Source organism: Niabella pedocola (genome assembly GCF_021044425.1).
Taxonomy (GTDB): domain Bacteria; phylum Bacteroidota; class Bacteroidia; order Chitinophagales; family Chitinophagaceae; genus Niabella; species Niabella pedocola.
Genome location: NZ_JAJNEC010000003.1, coordinates 184726 through 208251, shown reverse-complemented (window position 1 = coordinate 208251; position 23526 = coordinate 184726). Strand labels below are relative to the sequence as shown.

The 23526-nt window shown below is 46.6% G+C and carries 19 protein-coding genes and 1 tRNA gene; 8 read left to right on the top strand and 12 right to left on the bottom strand.

The window, feature by feature from the left end:
• The first annotated feature begins 296 nt into the window (after window positions 1–296).
• Window positions 297–1274 (top strand): WD40/YVTN/BNR-like repeat-containing protein, encoded by a 978-nt coding sequence (locus tag LQ567_RS02040; RefSeq protein WP_231002429.1) that lies wholly within the window; start codon window positions 297–299, stop codon window positions 1272–1274.
• A gap of 377 nt (window positions 1275–1651) precedes the next feature.
• Here the strand turns inward: LQ567_RS02040 and LQ567_RS02035 are convergent, their stop codons facing one another.
• The 5 genes from LQ567_RS02035 to rpsU all read right to left on the bottom strand — a co-directional run bounded on the left by LQ567_RS02035 (window position 1652) and on the right by rpsU (window position 4776).
• Window positions 1652–2236: a DUF6799 domain-containing protein gene (locus LQ567_RS02035; RefSeq protein ID WP_231002428.1), complete on the bottom strand. Its 585-nt coding sequence runs from the start codon at window positions 2234–2236 to the stop codon at window positions 1652–1654.
• A gap of 117 nt (window positions 2237–2353) precedes the next feature.
• A complete protein-coding gene (locus tag LQ567_RS02030) occupies window positions 2354–2902 on the bottom strand; it encodes a YMGG-like glycine zipper-containing protein (RefSeq protein ID WP_231002427.1) in 549 nt (182 codons plus the stop codon).
• Window positions 2903–3170: 268 nt separating this feature from the next.
• Window positions 3171–3470 (bottom strand): HPF/RaiA family ribosome-associated protein, encoded by a 300-nt coding sequence (locus tag LQ567_RS02025; RefSeq protein WP_231002426.1) that lies wholly within the window; start codon window positions 3468–3470, stop codon window positions 3171–3173.
• 146 nt (window positions 3471–3616) lie between these two features.
• Complete coding sequence (locus tag LQ567_RS02020) at window positions 3617–4522, bottom strand: tyrosine-type recombinase/integrase (protein ID WP_231002425.1); 906 nt, start codon at window positions 4520–4522, stop codon at window positions 3617–3619.
• 56 nt (window positions 4523–4578) lie between these two features.
• Window positions 4579–4776: a 30S ribosomal protein S21 gene (gene rpsU, locus LQ567_RS02015; RefSeq protein ID WP_231002424.1), complete on the bottom strand. Its 198-nt coding sequence runs from the start codon at window positions 4774–4776 to the stop codon at window positions 4579–4581.
• A 137-nt stretch (window positions 4777–4913) separates the two neighbouring features.
• Between rpsU and LQ567_RS02010 the strand changes: the two genes are divergently transcribed.
• The gene (locus tag LQ567_RS02010) at window positions 4914–5528 is read left to right on the top strand and encodes a riboflavin synthase (RefSeq protein WP_231002423.1); all 615 of its coding nucleotides are present in this window, start codon (window positions 4914–4916) and stop codon (window positions 5526–5528) included.
• Here LQ567_RS02010 and LQ567_RS02005 read toward each other — a convergent pair.
• From LQ567_RS02005 to LQ567_RS01995, 3 genes are read right to left on the bottom strand one after another with little or no spacing between them, the layout of a single operon-like run.
• Complete coding sequence (locus tag LQ567_RS02005) at window positions 5502–6533, bottom strand: acyltransferase family protein (RefSeq protein ID WP_231002422.1); 1032 nt, start codon at window positions 6531–6533, stop codon at window positions 5502–5504. The genes LQ567_RS02010 and LQ567_RS02005 overlap by 27 nt on opposite strands.
• A gap of 45 nt (window positions 6534–6578) precedes the next feature.
• Entirely contained in the window at window positions 6579–11654 is a 5076-nt protein-coding gene (gene porU2, locus LQ567_RS02000; RefSeq protein WP_231002421.1) for a putative type IX secretion system sortase PorU2, read from the bottom strand.
• A gap of 10 nt (window positions 11655–11664) precedes the next feature.
• Complete coding sequence (locus tag LQ567_RS01995) at window positions 11665–12777, bottom strand: putative type IX sorting system protein PorV2 (RefSeq protein ID WP_231002420.1); 1113 nt, start codon at window positions 12775–12777, stop codon at window positions 11665–11667.
• A gap of 202 nt (window positions 12778–12979) precedes the next feature.
• On the opposite strand from LQ567_RS01995, the gene tyrS reads away from it, so the two are divergent.
• Window positions 12980–14260, top strand: a complete 1281-nt coding sequence (gene tyrS, locus LQ567_RS01990; protein ID WP_231002419.1) for a tyrosine--tRNA ligase — start codon at window positions 12980–12982, stop codon at window positions 14258–14260.
• Window positions 14261–14437: 177 nt separating this feature from the next.
• Here the strand turns inward: tyrS and LQ567_RS01985 are convergent, their stop codons facing one another.
• Both LQ567_RS01985 and LQ567_RS01980 read right to left on the bottom strand, forming a co-directional pair.
• A complete protein-coding gene (locus LQ567_RS01985; RefSeq protein ID WP_231002418.1) occupies window positions 14438–15112 on the bottom strand; it encodes an SGNH/GDSL hydrolase family protein in 675 nt (224 codons plus the stop codon).
• A gap of 119 nt (window positions 15113–15231) precedes the next feature.
• A complete protein-coding gene (locus LQ567_RS01980; RefSeq protein WP_231002417.1) occupies window positions 15232–16611 on the bottom strand; it encodes an exonuclease domain-containing protein in 1380 nt (459 codons plus the stop codon).
• Between the two features lie 35 nt (window positions 16612–16646).
• On the opposite strand from LQ567_RS01980, the gene LQ567_RS01975 reads away from it, so the two are divergent.
• Window positions 16647–17594, top strand: coding sequence for a class I SAM-dependent methyltransferase (locus LQ567_RS01975; protein ID WP_231002416.1), 948 nt, complete (start codon window positions 16647–16649; stop codon window positions 17592–17594).
• 14 nt (window positions 17595–17608) lie between these two features.
• Here the strand turns inward: LQ567_RS01975 and LQ567_RS01970 are convergent, their stop codons facing one another.
• On the bottom strand, window positions 17609–18709 hold the full coding sequence (locus LQ567_RS01970) for a lipase family protein (protein WP_231002415.1): 1101 nt from the start codon (window positions 18707–18709) through the stop codon (window positions 17609–17611).
• Between the two features lie 182 nt (window positions 18710–18891).
• Window positions 18892–19821: a malate dehydrogenase gene (gene mdh / locus LQ567_RS01965; protein ID WP_231002414.1), complete on the bottom strand. Its 930-nt coding sequence runs from the start codon at window positions 19819–19821 to the stop codon at window positions 18892–18894.
• Between the two features lie 189 nt (window positions 19822–20010).
• On the opposite strand from mdh, the gene LQ567_RS01960 reads away from it, so the two are divergent.
• The 4 genes from LQ567_RS01960 (at window position 20011) to LQ567_RS01945 (ending at window position 23509) form a co-directional block, all read left to right on the top strand.
• Window positions 20011–20081: transfer RNA gene (locus LQ567_RS01960), tRNA-Gln, on the top strand.
• 145 nt (window positions 20082–20226) lie between these two features.
• Window positions 20227–21201, top strand: a complete 975-nt coding sequence (locus tag LQ567_RS01955) for a Gfo/Idh/MocA family protein (RefSeq protein ID WP_231002413.1) — start codon at window positions 20227–20229, stop codon at window positions 21199–21201.
• Window positions 21201–22592, top strand: coding sequence for a sugar transferase (locus tag LQ567_RS01950; RefSeq protein WP_231002412.1), 1392 nt, complete (start codon window positions 21201–21203; stop codon window positions 22590–22592). The genes LQ567_RS01955 and LQ567_RS01950 overlap by 1 nt, the downstream gene beginning before the upstream one ends.
• Complete coding sequence (locus LQ567_RS01945) at window positions 22592–23509, top strand: hypothetical protein (RefSeq protein ID WP_231002411.1); 918 nt, start codon at window positions 22592–22594, stop codon at window positions 23507–23509. The genes LQ567_RS01950 and LQ567_RS01945 overlap by 1 nt, the downstream gene beginning before the upstream one ends.
• The last annotated feature ends 17 nt before the right edge of the window (window positions 23510–23526 follow it).

Genomic DNA, 23526 nt, shown 5'->3' with positions numbered 1-23526 from the left:
CATATTTAATTTATTTACAATTAAATAAATCCTATTAAATACATTTTACCCACAGATATGCAGACCAACTGCGGCACCGAAGCATACAATCGTACGCTACCACAGACAAAAATGAGGCATTACGATGCCGTACATGACCATAAATTAAATAAAATGTATTACAATACATTTAAAATCAATAACTAAATACATATATCAACAATTTCACTATAGATTATTGAGCCATTAGTACTTAGCTGGCAGGCCTGTATTTTTTAAACCGAAACACGGTATCTTTAGCTCATAAACCACCTGTAATGTTCAGAAACCTTTTATTGTTTTTCTTATGTACCTGCGGTCTTGCTTCAGCTGCCCAGAACCTTGAAATCATCAGTACCGGAAACGGAACAAATCTCCGGGGAATCGGAGGTATTAAAAATACCATCTGGGTCAGCGGCAGCAATGGGTATACCGGCCGCTCGGCGGATGGCGGTAAAACCTGGAAATGGCAGCAAGTGCCCGGTTTTGAAACCCACGACTTCAGAGATATTGCCGTTCTGGACGAAAACACAGCGCTTGTGATGGCCATTGCGAGCCCGGCTTATATACTGAAAACAACCGACGGGGGGCGTTCCTGGAAAAAGGTATATGAAAACCGCGATACCGCCATGTTCCTGGATGCCATGGCTTTTTCCGGTGCAAAAACGGGATATGTGATCGGGGACCCTATCCGCGGCAAAATCTTTATTGGTCAAACAGCCGATGCCGGAAACAGTTGGAAACAAGTACCGGGGCCGGCAGCCTTACCCGGAGAAGCCTTTTTTGCAGCTAGCGGCAGCAACCTGGTCGTTGCGGGTAACAAACTGCGGATGGTAAGTGGCGGAACCGTATCCCGGTTTTTTGACGGCTCCAAAACAACGGTGCTTCCCTTAATGCAGGGGTCGGCCACTATGGGTGCTAACAGCATTGCAGCCCTTGGATCCCGGCTGATGATCGCGGGAGGTGATTTCCAGGATCCCAGCCGGAAGGACAGCGTGCTATTGCTCAGCACCGACGGCGGCAAAACCTTCCGGTTTCCGCACAAGGGCCCCGCAGGCTACCGGAGCGCCGTTGCGCCGCTAAACAAGGATACCTGGATCGCGTGCGGACTTACCGGCATAGATGTTAGCACAGATGGCGGATTAAACTGGACGCCTGTTTCAGACAAGCCTTTTAATGCCATTTTTATAAATCCCGCCACAAAAACAGCCTATCTGGCGGGTCCTAAAGGCACGGTGGGGTGTATCCGGTTTTGAACCGAAGTACAACAGTTACGGGGATCGCACAATCTTGAAATTTCACGCAGCAATCGCATTATCCGGCCCTGGCAAAGTCGCCGGACAACATTTAGAAAGGCAAGCATCGCAAATACGTTACCGAGCTTCAACGCCACCGCGGCATTTGCTAACCCGTAGTTTTTTTACAGTGATGTTAAGCAGCTACAGGGTCTTCCGTTGTACCCTTCCCTGTTCCCGGCAATGCAGCAGCAGGCTATGCCGGGTGGTTGTGCAAGGATCGTAATTATGCTGTAAATTTTCTTTTGACGCGCATATTGCAGTCCGTTTCTTCAAAAAAAACAGGGGCCGGTTGGCCGGCCCCTTTCATCAAAACATAATCGAAAAGATCTTGCTTTCTATTTTTTAATATCTTCTACAATTTCTTTTGTCTTGTCGCCCACTTTCTGAGCGCCTTTTTTAATAGCCTCACCGGTTTTATGTGCCGCATCCTTTGTAGCCTCTACACCTTTCTCCACTCCTTCTTTTGTGGCGCCGGCAGCTTTCTGTGCGGCATCCTTGGTAGCTTCGGCACCTTTGGCTACGCCTTCCTTGGTTTTATCCCAGGCATTTTCAACGGCATTGCCTGTGCGGTCGAAGAAGTTACCGGACTTATTCACATATTCTCCTTCTTGCAACACTACCACTTTGCCGTCCTTGCTCTTTACTTCACCATTGGGGGCAATGATAATTCCGTTATCCAACTTGATTTCCTTTTCTGCTACCACCCAGTTTCCATTCGTATACACATAGGTTTTTCCTTCTTTAAGCATTACATCACCTTCCGTGTACAAAACGGCTACAGGCGGTGCTGCCATATTGGTATCAACGGTTACAACAGCGCTGCCCGAAGAATCTGTTGTTACCTCGGCAGATTGATTTTCAGAACTGTTACAGGCGGCCAGCAGGGCAACACCCAATACGATCCCTAAAGTTTTTTTCATAATTAAAGGTATTAAATTTTAAACCATTTGTACATAAAACAAATCTCCTACAAACATTTTCCCAGGTTATTAAAAACGGCCCGATGTTACCGGACCGTTTCTCTATTTCTTACGCCACTAATAGCCGTCGCGCTGGCGTTGTTTCTTGTCTACAATAGCGCCCACACCGGCACCGGTAGCGGCACCAATAACACCGCCAACCACACCACCGCCTAAGCGGTTTTTACGGTTAGCCACGGCACCGATTATGGCACCGGAAGCGGCTCCCACGATAGCACCTTTAGCTGTATGGCTCATCCCTTTCTTTCTTTGAGGGGCCGGAGCCTGGGCTACAGTACCGGAAGAACCTGAAGAATAATCGCCTCCGTTACCGCCGCTTCTGTAGGTAGTGCCTCTGCTACTGCTGCTTCTGGAACTGCTGCGTGAGGAGGAAGCAGAAGAACGGGAGGTTGCTGCAGGCGCCACGGCACCGGCATTTTCCAGTTGCTGCTCCTGCTGCAAACGGTTTCGTACTTCATTTTCCATTTTCCACTTTTGGTATTCTGCTAAACCCAGTGTGTCCTGAACCGGTATCGTACCGGCGCTGTCTTCCTTCTTCGTATTGCGACACGCAACAACCAAAATCATAATTGCGATTACCGCAAAAGGCATTATTCTTTTCATCATAATAGATACGTTTTAAAAGTCCGAATTAAAAATCTATTTTGATTATATAGAAAACTGTGCCAAACTCTGATAAAGAAGCCTAAAAACAATATCCAACATACTAAAACTGCGCAGTTTAGCATTCTTTTTGGTCCCGGTTCGTAAATCGGTAGCGGTGCCGCCGACGGCCGGCACCAATACTTCAAAAAAAAGCCCCGCTCCGGAGGAACCGGGCGGGGCTGAATCATATAGTAATGAAATTATTTTTTCTTTTACGCGTTGTGTGGGTTTATGCAATCATTTTTTCTTTACGCCGCTTTACCTGGTTTACCAGGGAATCAAACGCATTTTCAAACGATTCTTCAAAAGATTTACTGGTGGTTTTTACAAAAAAACTATGCCTGGGTACCTGCACCCTGATTTCTACTATCTTATCCTTGATATTGTGCACGATATTGTCCAGTTTCAGGTAGACGTCTGTACCAATGATGCGATCGTGAAAGGTAGCTAATTTGTCCATTTTGTGATTGATAGCCTCAATCAACTTCCTGTCTGCGTTAAAATTAACTGTTTGAATGTTCACATTCATGATAGTTGAATTTAAAAGTGAATAATCGATATTTTCCTATTTCAAAGACCTTTTGTCCTTCAGTCTAAAGTTAAATAAAAAACAACTCGATTCCCAAAATTAAATGCTAATTTTTGAGAGAATTTACAGAACGATTACCATCTTTTTTACCGGGCCTTGGGATGGGCTTTCCGGTATTCGTCCTTTAATTTTTCAATAGAATTATGGGTATACACCTGGGTAGCGGCAAGACTGGCATGGCCCAGCAGTTCCTTTACAGCATTAATTTCGGCTCCGTTGTTCATAAGATGCGTAGCAAAACTGTGCCGGAGCACATGCGGGCTTTTTTTATCAAGCGTTGGGATGGCCGACAGGTATTGTTTTACCAGCAGGTAGGCATATTTCGGATAGAGTTTTTTGCCCTTTTCAGTAACCAGCAATTCATCCGGCAGGCTCGCAAATTGCTTCCGTTTCAGCGCTTCATATTCCTGTACCAGATCAATCAATGCCGGGCCCAGCGGCAGCACCCGCTCCTTATTTCCCTTTCCCAGCACCTTTACCTGTTTCCGGGAACGGTCCACCTGGGCTCCTTTCAGCTGAATGAGTTCGCTTAACCGCATTCCGGTACCATAAAAAAGCCCGATCAGCATCCTTGCATTCAAACTTTTCCAGTCTTCCGTAGATTGGGAAAGTGTCGTATGCAGCTCCTTCATATCCGTTTCATTTATAAAGGCAGGAAGCCGCTTACTGGCCTTGGGCGCAATTACCTTGAACATCGGGTTCTCCCCGATGGTTTCCATTTTGATATGGTACTTAAAAAACGACTTCAGGCTGGAGATCTTGCGGTTGATGCTCCGGGAGCTGATTCCCTGCTCCATCAGCCGGGCCAGCCAGCTGCGGATAAACGTATAGGATACCTCACGCAATGGTGCATTTCCGTAAACGGTTTCAATAAAATCACAAAACTCCTGCAGATCCGTTGTATAGGCTGTTATCGTATGCCGGGAATACCTTTTTTCAAACCTCAGGTAGCTAACAAACGGCTCAATATGATCAACGATGCGTTCAGGCATAAAAAAACCTCAAGTAAGTACTTGAGGTTACAATATTATATAAAATATAAAATATTTTATAATTCTATTTTACCGCTTGCGATCTGCTGTTTGTAGATTGCTTTCAAACGCTGGCCACGGCTCTTCACCGAAGGCTTTGTAAATGCCTGGCGCTCACGCAATTGCAACAATGTTTTAGACTTTTCAAATTTCTTCTTGTACTTTTTTAAAGCCTTGTCAATGTTTTCGCAGTCTTTAGAATCAATGATTAACATAAATATTTTATACCTCCTTTGGTAATTTTTAATTCCGATCTTAATTATTGGAACGCAAAGATAAACAAAAAAAATAAAATACCAAATTTCAAACACCAAATACCTGAACTTTCAATTTCTTACCGGAAATTTGACACATGTTTACAGGGATTATAGAAGCAATGGGAACGGTGGTTTCCCGGGCGGAAGCGGGCTCCAACATTACGTTCTGGGTAGAAAGCTCCGTTTCAAAGGAATTAAAAGAGGATCAGAGTATCAGTCACAACGGTGTTTGCCTGACCGTGGAAGCCGTTGAAGAAAACCGGCACCAGGTAACGGCCATAGCGGAAACGCTGGACGTAAGCAATCTCGCCAGCTGGCAGCCCGGCACATTGGTGAACCTCGAACGCTGTATGGTAATGAACGGCCGGTTGGACGGGCATATTGTACAGGGGCATGTAGACGGAACTGCTGTTTGCCAAAAAATCGTTTCAAAAGAAGGAAGTACCGAATATACATTTGCATTTGATCCAAAATTTGCACCGTTGGTCATTGAAAAAGGATCGATCAGTTTAAACGGCATCAGCCTGACCGTTTTCGATGTAACCGAAACAACATTTACTGTAGCCATCATCCCCTACACCATCAGCCATACCAATATGCGCCAGGTTGAAACAGGCAGCATCGTTAACCTGGAATTTGATGTGATCGGGAAATATGTTTTAAGACAGCTGAGCCCTGCTGCGTTACTGCACAAGATACCGCAGCTTTAAAAACCGCTTCTCCAGGCAATGCCAGGAAAGATATGCCAGCGGCGTACAAATGACCAGGGTACATACAAACAATACAGCTGGCTGGATGTGGTTCTCCGACAGGTGAATCAGCATTTGCTGAACGGGAAAAGACAATACGTATAGCCCGTACGTAATGTCGCCCTTTTTGGCTGTCCCGGAAAATATGGTTTTCTGGCTTCCGACCAACAGGATCAGGAAAGGCAATACAAATAATGTGGCAACGATGGTATGGCGGATAAGAACATACACAATGGCAACGGCTAAAACGATGACCCAGTTATTGATCCGCCTGAATGGGATCTTCAAAAAATAACACAAAGCCCCATTAAAAAAAAGCACATAGTATTGTGTAGTATAGTTATCCAACACACCGTAGTTCAGGCCCAGCGTTTTGAAATGATTGAGCAGGTATACAATGTTCAATAACGCTACAAATAGCATAAACCATTGCTTCCGGCGGCGATGAACCAGGAACAACAATCCCATGGCAAGATAAACCCGCTCTTCAATGATCAACGTCCACAATGAGCCATTCACCCCTCGCTCACCGATGTTATGCTCGAAGACGCCAGGTAAATGAAATTGTATTCCCAGCACGGGAAAAATGGTTCGAAGGTATGACCAGGAGCTGCCACTTTTAAAATAAGCACCCGTAGACCAGGTTGTAAAAAGCGGACCGATCAAAAATACAGTCAGCAAGCAAACAAGCGTTAGTAACGGTTGCACCCTCAGAATCCGCTTCCACAAGTAGTTTTTCAGTGAGGACGATTTTTCAACGCTTCTTGCGATCAGATAACCGCTTGCCGTAAAAAAAATCCCCAGCATGATCACCGTCAGATTAATCTGCTTATGAAATAATTTATCCAGGCCGATATCGTCCTGTAAATTCAGCAGATGATACGAGTGCAGGTAGATCACCCCCACTGCACCCAATAACCTCAAAAAATCGAATGAGTTGGTAAACCGGTTCTCAGAGACTTCCATCCAGGCAAACTTTATAAACACAATTCCACACTATGGTATAACCGCTTATCGCATCAGGTACATCTTACCGTATCCTTTATTAAAGTATTTATCCGTGTTATCGTCCTTGGCCTTGTACTTTTCGAGCGATTTTCCATTAAGATTGGTAATTACGCGGTAAAGATACACACCATTAGCCAGCTTTTGGCCATATTGATCGGTACCATCCCAGCGAAAGTCGGTTATATTCCTTCCAATACGCAGAGGCCCCAGCTCAGCTGTTGTGATCTCCCGAACGATCTTACCGGTTATGGTAAGGATCTGTATGCGGATGTTCTGCGGAACCTCGGAGCCTGTTAAGGTAAATACAAAGGCGGTGGCTGTAGTAAATGGATTGGGATAGTTAAGCATATTGGAGATCATCGGCTTGTTGATCACCTGGAAGGCAATCTTGTAGCGGATCTGGCTTACATCATTGCCGCTCTTATCTTTTGCAGCTACCTGCAGTTCATAGTCGCCATCTTCCAGGCGTGGCCTGAAGTTCATCGTAGCCGTGTTGCCACTCCCCTGGCCTGCGGGTGTAAACTGAAGCGTATCGGTACCGGCCTTGTAATTGTAGGTGATACCGCGGGTCTTATCAAACAGCTGTACCTGAATGAGAGCCGGATCATCTAAGATCAGCCATTTGGCATCGTCGGTCAGTTTTACCAATACATCCGGCTTGCTGGAAACAATATCCTTATTCAGGATATGTACCCCGTCAAACGTTACATCCATATACGGGCTGGTGGAATCACCTTTAACAAAGAAATTCTTATACAGGAAATTGTTGAACGGGTATTGCTCCGGCTGCTGTGGCCCGGGGTTGAAGTCTACAAATAAGGTATTGGTTCCCCTGAAGTTCTTTGTAGGCAGCGGAACCGAGAATTTAATAGTATCGCCGGCTAATAAGGCCTTTTGATTGGGAACAGGGATGATCGTTTCCACATTGCTTTTATCCCGTATCGTCAGTTTTACGGCCACACTATCAAATTTGCTGCTGCTGATATTTTTAAACGCTACAGCAAAGTTCAGGGGCTCTCCAATTTCCAGCGTGTCTTTCACATTGAGATAAAGATTGGGAGCAATGGCACCCTCCGGTGCCGGGGTATATAATAACCGAAGCAACTTCAGCTGATACGGCGTGTAATCGACGGTATCTGCGAGGGTTGCTTTTAACCGGAGCTTAGCGTACTTCCGTGCATCTATATCTGAGATATCCGCTGTTTTATTTGAAGTAACCCCGTTTATTGTTTTCAGTAACTCTTCAGAACCCGAGTTGGTAACACCATATATATCGAATGACACCTGATCCTTGGACCCGGTTTCAGCACTGTTACCATCCCATACCAACTTATCCCAGGCCTTTGCAACACCCAATACCGGGGTTTTTAAGGTACCCTCATGAAACAACGTTTTTACCGAAACCGATTCAACCAGCTTATCTTCCTTCGCAGCTCCAACTGCTTGTTTCAATGCGCGGCCCGATCCCTTCTGCAGGAAAAGAATAAACGGAGCATCCGTTTTTATCTGATCCAGCACCGTAACCCCTTCTTTCACCAGTTTATTGTATAAGGTATTACCCGCTCCATATACCGACTCATCGGCCAGCCATTCAGAAGGCAATACATTCGGAAGCATCGGGCTACTGGTAATGACGATAAAAAAGTTTTTCGGGATCAGGTCAATAAAATCCATCACATTTTTCCGTTCCTGTGCCGTGCGCACTTTAAACTGGAAGAACGTAGGAATGGTATTGCTTTGGGCGGGTGTGGGTTTTACACTTCCATACATACCGGATGTACCTTGGTCTACATTTTCCCATACCTTCATCTTCCGGTTGTCGATCACATAAAAACGCAGGGTATAATCATTTACATTTTCACTACCGCTAAAGGGGCTTAACATCCACCGTTGTACTGCAAAATCATTGATCCGCATTTCCATGTCGGTGGCTGCACCGGCATAAGGGAAAAAGCCCATTGTAGTGGTAAGCCCCGCTACGGTTGAATCAAAATGCAAGGCACGATCGTTTTCCTTTAACATCAGCTGAGAAAAATCGGAATTCAGCATCTGGTAATAATGCGATTGGTTGATACCGGAAGGGCTTCCGTTTAAATAAAGGAATGAAGAACTGTTCCAATGCGGTTGATCGCTGTTATCCGGTTTGGCAGCTACCCGCCAGTAATATACCGTATTGTTCTGTAAACTTCCCGGTGCGAACTCTACAACACCACCGGCAGAGGTCTGCGTTTGGGCAACCTTAAGCGGGGAGTTGAATAATGCTGTGGTATCCAGCTCCATCAGGTACGCTCTGGATGCCGTAAGCGCATTGGCCGTGGACGCTGTCAATTTAAAACCGGCCTGGTTCACGATTGCATATTCATACGGATATACCGGGCGCAACTCATCCTCGTAGATGTAAATATCTTTTGTTACGGTATTATTTCCCTCATTGAGTTCCTCGATCGTATTCTCCGGATCTACGGTAACGGTGATCTTTGAAGCGCCTTTATCTCTTAGCGGATCAATAGGCAGGGTATAGTTTATAGAGTCTGCATACCGGATAAGATCCAGCGTATCTCTTCTGAAAACCTGAACAGACTGGTTGGGGAACGTCCGCTTCAGCTCAACGATCACTTTACGATCCGCTGCTTTTCCAAGGTTATTGATCTTTGCCTTTACGGTAAATTCGGGTTCCGCAACAGAAATAAAACTGGGCGCCACTACCACTGAAGCGTCTTCAATTGCGTAATCCGGCTTGTCGAACTGGTAGAGCCGGATCGCCGGATCACCATTCAGCGTATATTCTTCGCACTGAGCCCGCTGGAGGAATTCATTTTCACCGGTGGGCCGCTTGTATACCTCTTTAATGGTGTTAAGCATCAATTCCCCAATCGTTTTGCCATAATCCTTTCCCGAAAGGATCGTATACAATAACGTGTTGTATACATCCAGGGTTGATACATATCCCACACTGGTGCCGGCCATCATACCGATGCTGCCTCCGTCCTTTGCCAGCAGGTATTTCTCAGAGATGGTTTCCACCCCGGTTAAACGGGCGGTACTGTATCCGAAAATATCCCCCACGTTACAACCCATCATATTGAAAAGCGGATACTTGCCCTTGTTGGTATAATTGGATGGATTCTCCAGGTTATAGTCCAATGAGGTAGAGGATGAGTGTCCGAAATAGGTCAGCAACCCTATCCCATTATTTATCAAACTCCGCAGCCGGTCGTTATTTGTATTTTGAATAGTCCCCGAAGTGCTTTTCACAAAGTCAGATACATTGGCTCCATACAACGGCCCCTGGATAATGGTTTTGTGATGTTGCAGCAACTCGTCCAGCAAACTGATGGTGGCATCATCGCTGGCTCCAACAAGATGGGCCACATTCTTTTTCCAGGCGCTTTCGCGGATGCCCGGTGCAGTGGAGGCCAGCTGCTGTTCATACTCTTTTATCTTCCCCAGGTAAAGGGTTATTTCATCGCCATTGATCACCGATAACCTTCCAATGGGCGTCAGCGGCTGCGAGCTGCTTCCTTCTGCACTTAACAGCACATCCGAGGACGGGCTTCCAAAAGTGGGTATCAGGTTGAGTTGCGGCAATTGCGGCGCCAGGTCATAAGAAGGATAGCTTCTTGATGCAATATATGAAACGCCCTTACCGATCAAAAATGCCTGCCGGGGCAGCGATGCAAACCGGGCTCTTGCAAATCTTAAGAAATTACGTACACTGAGGGAATGATATTGAATGCCATAGGCAAACTGATCCGTGAGCTGATCGATCAGGTAGATCTTGGCATTGTATGCACCACCGACAGCAGAAGCACGGTAATTGCGGTAATCGTTTACCGGCTGCGCACCGTTACTGCCTGTTAAAAGCGATTTATCGGTAATCATGAGGTAATCACCCTGGTTAGCCGTAGCGGCATAATTTACGAAGGTCCGCACTTCCAGCGCCGGCACCAGCCGTACATTTGCCGCGGCCTGGCTGGTTAACAACAAATCCTGCGATGTTGACGTACCAGGCAAAAACACTTTCAGCAGAGCCGGGTTGGTTGCATCCACCACATATCGTTTTCCATTTGCCAGATCATACAATACCGGTGCCCCTCCGGAGAAATTAAAATTGGATATTTCCAGGTAGTAGCCGGTACTGCGGGCAGGAAGACTGAACCGAAAATTGCTGGCGCCGCCAAAATTAAATTGCCGGGCATAGGTCACTGCGATGGAAGCCAGCCGCATCCGGCTGGGAACGGTTGCCGTATTGGTAACCGAAAATGTTTCACTTCCGCCGTTCAATATACTGGCGGGGAGTGTCTTTGAGAGTTTCAGGAACCCAAAATTGGGCAGTACCTGATCAAAAACTGTATTGCCGTTTATTGTTAGCTGGGCTCTCCGGGTTGCAACATTGCTGCCCATTACATTCATTTGTATCATCACATCCGGCGCACCCGAACCGGCATAGGGATATAGATTTTTCTGGTAGCTCCTGGTCTGGTCTTCGCTGATCTCTGAAGAAGCCCATCCTTCCCCATCCTCAAAAGATGCCATATATAATGTACCAACACCCGTGCCCTCCGAGGCACCGTAATGAAACTGTTCCGCAAATGAGGTATCGGATCGGTAAATAAAATAAGGTTCCGGTGTGGCTCCGCCCGGCAGATTATTGGGAGCATTGGCCAACCGCCTGTTTCCTCCTGCAGTATTGACCGTTAAAAAATAGGCTGAAGAATCGGTAAATAAACTTTTTGCGTCCAAAAGCTGCTGATCCGGTGTCCGGTATAGCGGATTATCGGGCTTTCCATCGTTCTTCTGTCCCCAGAATTCGATATAGTCGCCTGCGCCCAGGGGCCCGGAGTTCACCGATATATAAAGTGGTACCTCTACCCCATTGTTCCATAATTGAAAATGCGCAGCGTCTGTTGCTCCCAGGTTGGCCGCCGAAAGTGCTGCCGCAGGGATCCGGTACAAGCCGGTAACTGCCACTTTAAATTTGTAATAGGTTTTGTTATAGTCGATCCATTCATTGCCGAATTGCTGAGCATGGGCTGCAATGGAAAAAATCAGTAATCCTATCGTAAGCAGTTTTTTCATTCGTCGCCACTTATTGATGATCGTTTCTTTTTCTCCGGAAATCCATTTTCAATGAGAACACATGGGTAAAAAGCGGGTTCGACTGGTTCGCCAGGTTGGTGAACGCATAGTCGATCATAAAGGACTGGATCCTGAAACCCACCCCCACACTTGGTTGAAAGATCCATACCTTTTTCAGGTTCAGGGTATCTCCGTCTGCAAGCCCTTTCTGAAAATTGTTTACCCCTCCTCTTATAAAAACCACATCCTTGTAATTGTACTCCAGTCCCAGTTTGGGATCGATGCTTACGGGGTCGCCGCTTACAACAGTATTCCGTTTCCCGTCAAAAGTAAGATCGAGGTTGGCCTCTGCCATCAGTCCCGATTTTTTTCCCACCGGAAATATGCGGGCACCGCCCAGTATCAGGCGGGGAGATGTTAATTCGGTTGATTTTACCGGGATATCGTTCTTGGCCAGGTACAATGCCTCTTTTTCCTGTTCGGTGAAACTAAAAGCCCAGCTATTAAAAGTGGTGGTAAGATCCCGGCCCACAATCCCAAAACGCCATTTATCCTGCATAAACTGCAAGCCGGCATCCAGACCAAATCCCCAGGCCTTGGCAAAACTGCCCACGCTGCGGTGAATCACCTTTGCATTCACCCCAAAGTTTACATGCTTATTTTCCGTGCGCTTCAGGCTTTGGGCATACGATAACAGGAAGCCGTAGTCTGCTGAAGAAAATGATTTGATATTGTTATAGTTCAATGACCCGTCCGGCTCTACCAGGAACAGGGTGTTCATGATATCGTCCACAGCAAACCGCAGGGCAGTGATTGCCAATGTACGTTTGGTACTGGTAGTAGGCAGGGTTACGTTCAAATAATCGTATTTACCAATACCAGCAAAATACTCGGAATGCATAAGATTTACCTGTACATTATCCTGAACATTTACCAGACCCGCCGGATTCCAGTATCCCGCCGTGCCATCGGTTACGCTTGCTACCTGGGCGCTTCCCATCCCCAGTCCCCGGGCGCCGGCGCCGATATTCAGAAACTCATTGGAATACTTCCGGAACTGGGCGCGGGTACCAACGCCAACCAGTATAAGCAGCAGTAAAAAGCATGGCTTCAATGCTTTCATTTACAATTCGATTTAGTTAGGGTCCACAATTTTCTGATAAGTATATTTACCTGCAACGAAATTAGGCATAAAGCATTTAAAAATAGCGCTTTTTAGACCAGATCCCCTATTTATTCGCTCAACCGTATAAAACCATATTCGAAGATTCGTTCTTAAGCTGGGATGGCGTACCTTTGCAGCCCGATCAAAGGGCTATAAAATTATGAATATCATAAAGGAATTGCGATGGAGGGGTATGATCCAGGATATCATACCGGGTACAGAAGAACAACTGGGCAAGGAGATGACAACGGGGTATATCGGGTTCGATCCCACGGCCACCAGTTTGCATATTGGAAGCCTGGTGCCCATTTTGTTGCTGGTACACCTTCAGCGGGCCGGACATCGCCCGGTAGCTCTTGTGGGAGGCGCTACGGGTATGATCGGCGATCCCAGCGGCAAAAGCGAAGAACGGAACCTGCTGAACGAAGAAACTTTGGCCGCAAATATTGCCGGCATAAAGAGCCAGCTGGAAAAGTACCTCGACTTTTCTCCCAGCCACCCGAATGCAGCCATTATGGTAAATAACTACGATTGGTTCAAGAATATCAGCTTCCTTGAGTTTTTAAGAGATGCCGGAAAACACATCACGGTAAACTACATGATGGCCAAAGACAGCGTAAAAAAGCGCTTTGAGGGCGAAGTGGGCATCAGCTATACGGAATTTGCCTACCAGCTGATGCAGGGATATGATTTTTTTCATTTGTACACTACCGCAGATGTAAAGCTGCAGATGGGCGGCAGCGATCAATGGGGCAATATTACTACCGGCACCGAATTCATCCGCCGCAAAGCCGGAAAAGAAGCTTTTGCCTTCACCTGCCCGCTGATCCGGAAAGCAGATGGTACCAAGTTTGGAAAAACAGAGAAAGGAAATATATGGCTGGATCCCGAAAAAACCTCGCCGTACCAGTTTTACCAGTTCTGGCTGAATACCAGTGATGAAGATGCCGCTACCTGGATCAAAATCTTCACCTTCATTGACGAACCGGCCATTGAGCATCTGATCGGGGAACATCAGCAAAACCCGGCCGCACGCCTGCTTCAAAAGACCCTGGCCAAGGAGATCACCAGCTTTGTGCATGGCACAGAAGAGTATGAAAAAGCCATTATTACTACAGAAAAACTATTTGCCAATCAAAGCCGGCCGGCTTCTGAAATGAGCATTGAAGACCTGGAAGGACTTGAAGGGGTGGTAAAAGCAGCCATTTCGAAAACCAACCTGGAGCAAGGAATCGATGTGGTATCCCTGCTGGCCGAAACAAAGGTAGCACCCAGCAAAGGCGAAGCACGGAAACTGATCCAGGGCGGAGGGATCAGCCTCAACCGTGAAAAAGTAACCGATGCACAGCTGATAGTGACCAATGCCCATCTTTTGCATGACCGCTATATCCTGCTGCAAAAAGGGAAAAAGAATTACTACCTGGCGGAGGTAGAAATCTAACTATAGCATACAATTTTAAATGCAACATGCCGCATTCATTGCGGCATGTTGCATTTAAAATAAGGTTACGCAGAATAATCCCGGGGGCCTATCTGCAGTAAAGCCATCAGACAGCAATGGGATCATTAAACGGTTACATTTAAAATTCCAGATTGCTTATTTTATATTGCCCGGAGTTTACTTCAGGGACTTGATCACCTTCCACATAGCATCGGCCACCAGCTGGTTTCCTTTGTCATTCAGATGCACCCGGTCCCGCGTAAGGATGTCCTTTTCTTTATTTTCCGGGTTATTTGTTTTCAGATAATCCAGGAACAGTTTGCGTAAGTCTACCAGCGGTACTGCATTTTGAGCAGCATACTCGCGGATCCATTTAGCATAAAGGTTCAGATCTCCATCCTGCTGGTTGGTGAAATCATTCCGCTCACCAATAACCGAAGGAGTACATACTACCGGCTGGATCCCCCGTTTTTTCAGCGTGGAAATAATGGCGTCATAGAATTTACCGAACTTATCGAAGTCGGTGCCGGTACCGGCGGATGTTTTATGCCACACATCATTGATGCCAACATAAACAAAAACAATATCCGGTTGCTGATCCAGCACATCGGGCTGAAACCGCAGAAACAGATCATACACCTTGTTTCCCCCGATTCCTTTTCCCACAAATTCAAACTGGTCGGCCAATTTCTCCACCTTGCTCATACTATCGATCCGCGTAATATACCCTCCGGGACCGGCGCCCTGCTGGGTAATAGAATCTCCAAAGAAGATCACTTTCTTTTTCTTAACCGGCTGAAAAGCGAACATCATCAATACAAAAGGCAATAGCAATGCCGTTTTTTTCATCATCGTTAATGTATTTAATATTTAAATGCGAATGGCAGTTAAAATACTGCAGGGATCAGAAACAGGATACCCGCCATTTTCTGTACCATTCAACGCAAGGGTACAAAAATAGTAACATCCGGTTAGCTGGCCTGATCAAACTGGATGATTTTGGAGGGATATCTTTTGGCGTATGCAAACAGCATATTGGTAATGGTGCTGTTTTCTTTGTAGGGCGTTACATATTCCCGCAGCTGTTCGGGCCGTTCGATCTGTACTTCGCCCGAAATAAATCCCATACCATAAAAGCTCCCCCTCCAAACCAGGATACAGGACCGCTCATCATGATGGATGCCCCGGTCTACAATAGCAAAGGACGGAAGGTTTTCCAGGTACCGCATGGCCTCCAAAACCCGCTGGTTGTAGCGCTCCGGTGTCTCCCTTTTTTCGCAGGCACCTCCGCAAAGCAACCGGTGCATTGTTTCGTCGAACAGCTGCTCATCGATAAAACATAAACGGGGGCATAACTGATGATCCTGTACCAGCTGCCGCAGGGAGGCTTTGGCACCTTCGAGATGGTGAAACGAGTTCAATAGCTGCTTACCCCGAACCATTTTGTCTACCCCCAACCGTAAATATCCGTTCTGATCTTCGTAAGAAATGATACCATACAGGTCCTCCCGCTTTTTCTGCGAGGCATTAAAACGGGGCCAGAGCCGTTTGATCTCTGTAGATTCTTTCACGGCGGCCATCAGTTCTGTTCCACATTCCTCATAACTGATATGATACACGTACCGCATAAAGTGCTGCCGTTGTCTTCCGGTAGAATTATTACTGAAATGACTGCTTACGCGATAGCGAATGTTCTTGGCTTTACCCACATAAACCACTTTCCCTTTATCATCATGAAAATAATACACACCCGGTGTATAGGGCAGCTGGTCAAAATCGGACTTGGGTACATTAGGAGGCAGGGCCTGTTCCCTGGATGTTTTTTTCAGGCTCTTTGTAATATATCCTTCAGCATCCTTTTCTAACAACAGCTGAAACAGGGCCACGGTTGCATCCGTATCCCCTCCTGCCCGGTGTTTATTGTAATGCCCGATCCCAACCGCCTCACAAAGCCGGCCCAGGCTGTAAGATGCATAGCCCGGTAATAATTTGCGGCTCAGGCGCACCGTGCATAGCTTATTTGCATTTAGGTCGTACCCGCAGGCCTGCAGCTGGCTTTTTACAAATGAATAATCAAAATTGACGCTATGCGCCACAAAAACCTTATCATGCAGCAATGCATATACTTTTTCTGCGATCGCTTCAAATAAAGGGGCTTCCGCCACCATTTCGTTGCTAATGCCCGTAAGTGCCTGTATATAGCCCGGGATCTGGTGCACCGGGTTCACCAGGGTTTCAAAACGTTCCAGCACCACTCCGCCGGCATCCAGCACCTGAACGCTGATCTCCGTAATACCGCTTGCGGCTGCATAAGAGCCGGTGGTTTCAATATCAACAATTGCGTATTGCATTCCTGTAAAAGGCTAATTTCGCAAAAAAAACAAACTTGAACGAAGAAAAGTTTATCATGTTCCGCAACCGGCTTACCAAGGTTTACCGGCATCTTTCAAAACAGGCGCAGAAACAAGGGGTTACCTGCTACCGGCTGTACGATCATGACCTTCCCGAATTTCCGGTTTCTATTGAGCTGTACGAAGGGCATGTGTATGTAGCGGAATACAAACGCCGGCATCAATTGGATGAAGATGCACATTATAAATGGATGCAGCAAACAACGGAGATCATTTCAGCAATCACCGGTATTACAACAACACAAATCCATACCAAACTGCGGCAACGGAAAGCAGGCCGACTGGGGCAGTATCAAAAGACGGACTCCAAAAAGAATGAGCTTGTTGTACAGGAGCAGGGATTAAAATTCATTATAAACCTGGAAGACTACCTGGATACAGGCCTCTTCCTCGATCACCGGTTAACCCGGAAAATGGTGATGGCGGAAAGCAGTGGCCGGCGGGTATTGAACCTTTTTGCCTATACCGGTTCCTTTTCCGTATATGCAGCAGCAGGCAAAGCAGCGGCCATCACTACCGTTGATCTTTCCAATACATACACCCAATGGGCCGAAAGGAACATGCAACTGAATGGCCTGGATCAACCTGGTTATACGTTTTTACAGGCCGATGTGCTCCGCTACATTAAAGAGATTCCGTCCGGGACATACGACCTGATTGTAATGGATCCGCCAACCTTCAGCAACAGCAAGCGGATGAATGATATCCTGGATATCCAGCGCGACCATGTATCCCTGATTAATGACTGCCTGCGTATACTGACACCGGGCGGCATACTCTATTTCAGCACGAATGCCCGAACATTTGTACTGGAAGCGGATAAACTGCAAACAGACAAAATAAAGGATATTACCCGGGCCACTACCCCCTTCGACTTTGAAGGCAAGCTATACCGCTGGTGTTATAAAATAGAAAAACAGTAAGATAAGCGCCCGTCCTACTTCCCGTATTGTTTTTGCAACAGGTAGAGATACGGTGCAAAATGATGATGCGCAAACTTGTCGGCCGCATCCTTCCCGTATTTTTGATAGTACGCAGCGTCCGGCATCAGGATCACCGGAACGCCTGCACGCATATAATTCATCGAAGGTCCATATTCCGGTTCTTTCAGGTCGGGCAATGCCTTTTTGATTGCCAGCTTATATAGTTTATGTCCAAGGATTTTGGTATATATTCTTTGTGCTTTCCTGGTTTTCCGGTCCAGTTTTCCATAATACATATTTCCGGCCAGGCGCAGGAGGAACTTTTGTTTCTTTAATGTTCCCGGAATATCAACGATTGGATTTACCGTATTCATATCCGAAACCCGCTGAATGCTGTAAGGAGTTTCCGGCACCCAGTCGGCTGCATTCACTACAGCATACGCCCAGCCACCTTTATGAATAAAATCAAAATCATACGCATACTGCATATTGCCGGGCTTAGGTGCGGCACTGGTATAGGTTTTAAACCGGATGTCGCCAGGTAGTGCCCCGGCCTGCCGCTGGTAATAAAAATAGGAACTCACCAGGTAGCTTAGCGCCCCTCCCTGGCTATGTCCGAAAATAAAAAAGTCGCGTACACCTTTTTGATACAGTTCTTTGATCCTCGGCATCATATCGGTTACCAGGTAGGCCATACCGATGGTCCAGCCGGCATGCACATATGCTTCGTTGCTTTCCGCCAGTTTATAATCAAATTTTGTGGTTGCATTCAGTTGTAAAGAACCCGTTGCCGGAACCATCGGACAATAATAGTTCTCCATCCAGCTAACCATATCGCCCACCGTTCCGCGGATCACAATCACGGCCTGGTTTTGTGCGTTGGTATACAACCACCAAAGGTTTTTCATACCTACTTCCGGTGATTTATAAACCAGGTGGTAAGGATCCTGCTGTTTTCCGCGCTGCGCTTCATCAGGAATGCTGCTTTCATAGTGCGCCATGGATAAAAAGTCGGCATATTCTTTTACATTAAATACCGGTTCAAACTGCTGGGCAAACGTCAGCTGGGCAACCAGCAACAAAAGGGTAAAAAACCGTATACGTAAGTGCATCATATTCGCTTTAGTTGATGCAAAATTAACCATTCAAACCATAAAAAGTCCGGAATTGCGCCACAACCGCAGCCATCCGCTGAAAGCATTTAACCGGGGACATTACCAAAGCAGGAGTATACCCTATATTCACCAACAAAAGATCCCGGCTGAAAAGGCCGGGATCAACATGTTATAAAATGCCATTAAAGCGTTTTCAACACATCATTCATGTTGCGTACGGCATCGGCGCTTTTATTAAAGGCCGCCTGTTCTTCATCCGATAATTTAAAATCAAGGATCCGCTCCCATCCATTACGGCCAAGGATCACCGGCACTACCAACGAAATATCGTTTTGACCATACTCGCCTTCCAGGGCTACCCCGCAGGAGATCAGCTTTTTCTCATCCCGCAAAATACTTTCCACCATGGCAGCGGTGCCCGCACCGGGTGCGTACCAGGCAGAAGTACCGATGAGCTTGGTAAGTGTAGCGCCCCCTACCATGGTAGCTGCTACTATTTTATCCTGCTGCTCTTTTGTTAAAAAGTTTGTAACCGGCGTGCTGCCCCAGGTGGCATGACGGATCAGCGGGATCATCGTGGTATCGCCATGTCCGCCGATCACTACAGCATTCAGGTCACCGGGGGAACATCCCAGTTCCTGACTCAGGTAGTACCGGAAACGCGCGGAATCCAGTGCGCCACCCATTCCCAGCACCCGGTGTTTGGGCAAACCCGATGTTTGAAGCGTCAGGTAATTCATCGTATCCATCGGATTGGAAACTACGATGATAATGGTATCCGGAGAGTATTTTAAAATATTTTCGGTAACACTTTTTACAATTCCGGCGTTTACACCAATCAGTTCCTCGCGTGTCATGCCCGGCTTACGGGGAAGTCCGGATGTGATCACCACTACATCCGATTGTTCGGTAGCTACATAGTCATTGGTAACCCCCTTGATCTTGGTATCAAATCCCAGCAATGCAGCTGTTTGCATCATATCGATGGCTTTCCCCTCGGCCACCCCTTCTTTAATGTCAAGCAGCACCAGTTCCGATGCTAATTCTTTTCTGGCAATGTTGTCGGCACAGGTAGCACCTACAGCTCCGGCACCTACTACAGTAACTTTCATATAATCGTTTTAAAGATGAATTGAATAGAAACAAATTTAACTGATTACATTTCAATAAACCAACCTGCATTTAAAATCGTAGCATAAATAAAAAAATCAAAAAAAATCTTACAAAACATGTTGTTATAATTGTTTGATTTCCTATATTTGCAATCCCAAATCTGACAGGTGTCAGCATAAAGGTCGGATTGATCCATGGTGTAACGGTAGCACTACTGATTTTGGTTCAGTCAGTTAAGGTTCGAATCCTTATGGATCAACAAGCGGTACTAAAATTTAGTACCGCTTTTTTATTTGATATCGCCCCAACCGTGTACATGGTCTTTTAAAATTATTGCAACAGCGGCGCCTGCGTTATTATACATACATAGTATTCAATTATCTTTGAACGCACAAATTCACATAATGTTAAAAATAGGGATTGTTGGTGTAGGCCATCTGGGAAAATTTCATCTGAACAACTGGCTGGAAATTGAAGGCGTGGAAGTAATCGGTTTCTACGATCCGAACGAAGACACCGCCAGGGAGGTAATTGAAAAATATCACATCAAACGTTTTTTTGATGTGGATGCTTTTTTAGAGATTTGCGATGCGATCGATATTGTAACGCCTACCACTTTTCATTACCAGTGGTGCGAAAAAGCCATTAAGCTGGGGCGTCATGTATTTGTGGAAAAGCCGTTTGCCGATACCATGGATGAAGCGCGCGAACTGGTAAAACTGGCGAAAGAATCCAATATAAAGCTGCAGGTAGGACATGTGGAACGTTTTAACCCCGCCTTCCTGGCGTTGAAGCATGTACCGTTGAAACCTATGTTCATCGAAGTGCACCGGCTGGCCCAGTTCAACCCCAGGGGAACAGAGGTAAGCGTGATCCTCGACCTGATGATCCATGATATTGACATTATCCTGAGCATTGTCAAAAGCGATGTAAAACGGATCTCCGCCAGTGGTGTGGCCGTACTTACAGAAACGCCGGATATTGCCAATGTACGGATCGAATTCGATAATGGTTGCGTGGCCAACCTTACCTCCAGCCGCATCTCCATGAAGAAAATGCGGAAGATGCGCCTGTTTCAGAAAGATGCCTATATCGGCATCGACTTTCTCAATAAGAAAACGGAGATCATCAAACTGAAGGAAGCTTCGGACGCCAATGTATTTGCATTTGACATCGATACACCCGGCGGTAAAAAAACCATTGCGATGGCCAACCCCGCAGTGCCCGAAGTAAACGCGATAAAAAAAGAACTGGAAGAATTCCGGGATGCCATTTTAAACAATACCCAAACCGTTGTTTCGGAGATCGATGGTTTAAAAGCGATGGATGTGGCACACCAGATCCTGGAGAAAATAGGCAACAACACAATTAAACATTAGTGGAAAATCCTAAAAGCATTTCCGCTTCCTGGTACCTGGTAGCCGACTACCTGGGGGCTGCGTTATCCTGGCTGATCTTCATCAGCCTGTTGCGCAGAGGTATCGGGAACCTGGAGCCAGCCGACTGGCTGGTGACGCTTTTTATTGTTCCCGTATTGTGGCTGTTATTATTTACACTGGCAGGCAGTTACGGCAACCTGTATAAAAAATCAAGGGCGGAAGAATTCCTGGTTACGCTGGTTTGCTCCATTATCGGGAGCACCTTCCTGATTTTTATTTTCCCGGAATTAAAATACCATTTGTACATTGGTATCCTGCACCTGCTGTTCCGGTTGATCTTTTTACACTGCATCATTACCTGTGTTTTCCGGGGCATAATCCTGGCAGTGGTAAAGCGGCAGATCAAAAACAGATCTGTTGTTTTTAATACCCTGCTGCTCAGCGACGCTCCTTCGGTGAACACGATTGTAACAAATACCGGAAAAGGGTTGTCGGAGGCCGCCTTTCATTATGTGGGTTATGTAGAGCCGGTTCCGGCTTCGCAGGCGGCCGCTGCTTTCATTCCGCGGCTGGGTGCATTACCGGAGCTGGAAAACGTTATTGCCCAGCATAACGTAAAAATGGTGATCATTAACAGCAACGGCTCCTCCGCAGCGTTGCCGGTTGAAGACCTTGTGACCCGGTTAAGCGAAAAGGACGTGGAAATTAACCTGGTGCCTAAAACAATCGATATTCTTTCCGGTTCTGTAAAAATCGGCAGTTTACTGGGCGGTGGTCTTGTAAATATACCCAATACCCTGCTCAGCAACTGGCAGTCGAATGTGAAACGTGTACTGGATGTGGCCTGCGCTTTTTGGGGATTGATTTTTTTAGCGCCGCTCTATCTTTTTGTGGCGCTGCGCGTAAAATTCAGCAGCCCCGGCCCCATCATCTTTAAGCAGGAGCGGATCGGATATAAAGGAAAGCCCTTCATATTATATAAATTCCGGTCCATGTATATCCACGCGGAAACCGGCACGCCCCTGCTCTCCTCCAAAGAAGATCCGCGTATTACCCGCTGGGGCAGGATCATGCGCAAATGGCGGCTGGATGAGCTTCCCCAACTCTGGAATATTTTAAAGGGTGATATGAGCCTGGTGGGGCCCCGGCCGGAACGGGCTTACTTTATCGATCAGATCGTAAAACAGTTCCCATCTTACAAATATGTGCTCAAGGCCCGGCCCGGACTTACCAGCTGGGGAATGGTGCAATTTGGCTACGCCGAAAACCTGGAAGAGATGATCGAACGCAACCGCTATGACCTGATGTATATTGAAAACATCTCCCTCCTCTTGGACCTTAAAATTTTATTGCATACTTTTCGGATTCTTTTACAGGGAAAAGGAAAATAATGGAGCCCAACCATCCGATCCGGTTTTATAACAGGGAAGCGATCGACACGGACCGCTGGGATGCTTTTGTAAAAAAAAGCAGTCAGTTCCGGATCTATGCCCTCAGCACCTGGCTGGATCATTTTACACCCCGCTGGGGCGCATTGATCGATGACGGGTATTCGATGGTAATGCCCCTGCCCTGCAAACGGAAATACGGGATCCGGTACCTGGCACAACCGCGGTTCACCCAGCAGCTGGGGTTTTATACACAGCACCCGGAGGCGATGAAAACAAAGGATGCATTTCTTCAGCAGGCCATGCGCCTGTTTCCGTTTGGTGACGTTTGGCTGAATACCCCGGTTGAAAACGTGCCCAGTTTTGAGCGGAGGAATTATGTGTTGTCATTAAAGCCTTCCTATACTGAAATCTATCAGCAGTATTCCAAAAGCCTGGTGCACAATAGCCTGAAACCCGCGTTAAAACAGCAGTTAATATATGACGTTCAGCAGGATATCGACAATGCGATTACTGCCTATCAGCAAGGCTACCAGCGCCGCATGCAGTTGGCCAACGGCGACTATGCACAGTTAAAGAAACTGGCTGTTGCATTGAGTGCCCCGGGAAATTGCTTCACCCGGACAGTAAAAGATGAAAACGGCGGGCTTCTTGCCATCAGCCTTTTTTTTTGTGATGATCAGCGGATCTATAATCTCTGTTCCGCCACCACACTCAGCGGCCGGAAACGGAATGCCAACTATTTTTTATATGATCAGCTGATCCGGGAGTTTTCCGGATCGGGATTGATCCTCGACTTTGAAGGCAGCAGCATTCCGGGCATTGCGGCTTTTTACAGGAAATTCGGCGCGGTTCCTGAACCATATTACGCGGTAAAATGGAACCATCTCCGGTGGCCTTATACTATTTTTAAAAAATAATTTTCGGCATTTGTCCA

Coding starts and splice junctions, on each gene's coding strand:
- LQ567_RS02010 (WP_231002423.1), top strand. CDS start 4,914: ATGTTTACAGGGATTATAGAAGCAATGGGAACGGTGGTTTCCCGGGCG.
- LQ567_RS02025 (WP_231002426.1), bottom strand. CDS start 3,470: ATGAATGTGAACATTCAAACAGTTAATTTTAACGCAGACAGGAAGTTG.
- LQ567_RS01970 (WP_231002415.1), bottom strand. CDS start 18,709: ATGATGCACTTACGTATACGGTTTTTTACCCTTTTGTTGCTGGTTGCC.
- LQ567_RS01985 (WP_231002418.1), bottom strand. CDS start 15,112: ATGATGAAAAAAACGGCATTGCTATTGCCTTTTGTATTGATGATGTTC.
- LQ567_RS01980 (WP_231002417.1), bottom strand. CDS start 16,611: ATGCAATACGCAATTGTTGATATTGAAACCACCGGCTCTTATGCAGCC.
- LQ567_RS02040 (WP_231002429.1), top strand. CDS start 297: ATGTTCAGAAACCTTTTATTGTTTTTCTTATGTACCTGCGGTCTTGCT.
- LQ567_RS01995 (WP_231002420.1), bottom strand. CDS start 12,777: ATGAAAGCATTGAAGCCATGCTTTTTACTGCTGCTTATACTGGTTGGC.
- porU2 (WP_231002421.1), bottom strand. CDS start 11,654: ATGAAAAAACTGCTTACGATAGGATTACTGATTTTTTCCATTGCAGCC.
- LQ567_RS02020 (WP_231002425.1), bottom strand. CDS start 4,522: ATGCCTGAACGCATCGTTGATCATATTGAGCCGTTTGTTAGCTACCTG.
- LQ567_RS02005 (WP_231002422.1), bottom strand. CDS start 6,533: ATGGAAGTCTCTGAGAACCGGTTTACCAACTCATTCGATTTTTTGAGG.
- LQ567_RS02030 (WP_231002427.1), bottom strand. CDS start 2,902: ATGATGAAAAGAATAATGCCTTTTGCGGTAATCGCAATTATGATTTTG.
- mdh (WP_231002414.1), bottom strand. CDS start 19,821: ATGAAAGTTACTGTAGTAGGTGCCGGAGCTGTAGGTGCTACCTGTGCC.
- LQ567_RS01955 (WP_231002413.1), top strand. CDS start 20,227: ATGTTAAAAATAGGGATTGTTGGTGTAGGCCATCTGGGAAAATTTCAT.
- LQ567_RS01945 (WP_231002411.1), top strand. CDS start 22,592: ATGGAGCCCAACCATCCGATCCGGTTTTATAACAGGGAAGCGATCGAC.
- tyrS (WP_231002419.1), top strand. CDS start 12,980: ATGAATATCATAAAGGAATTGCGATGGAGGGGTATGATCCAGGATATC.
- LQ567_RS02035 (WP_231002428.1), bottom strand. CDS start 2,236: ATGAAAAAAACTTTAGGGATCGTATTGGGTGTTGCCCTGCTGGCCGCC.
- rpsU (WP_231002424.1), bottom strand. CDS start 4,776: ATGTTAATCATTGATTCTAAAGACTGCGAAAACATTGACAAGGCTTTA.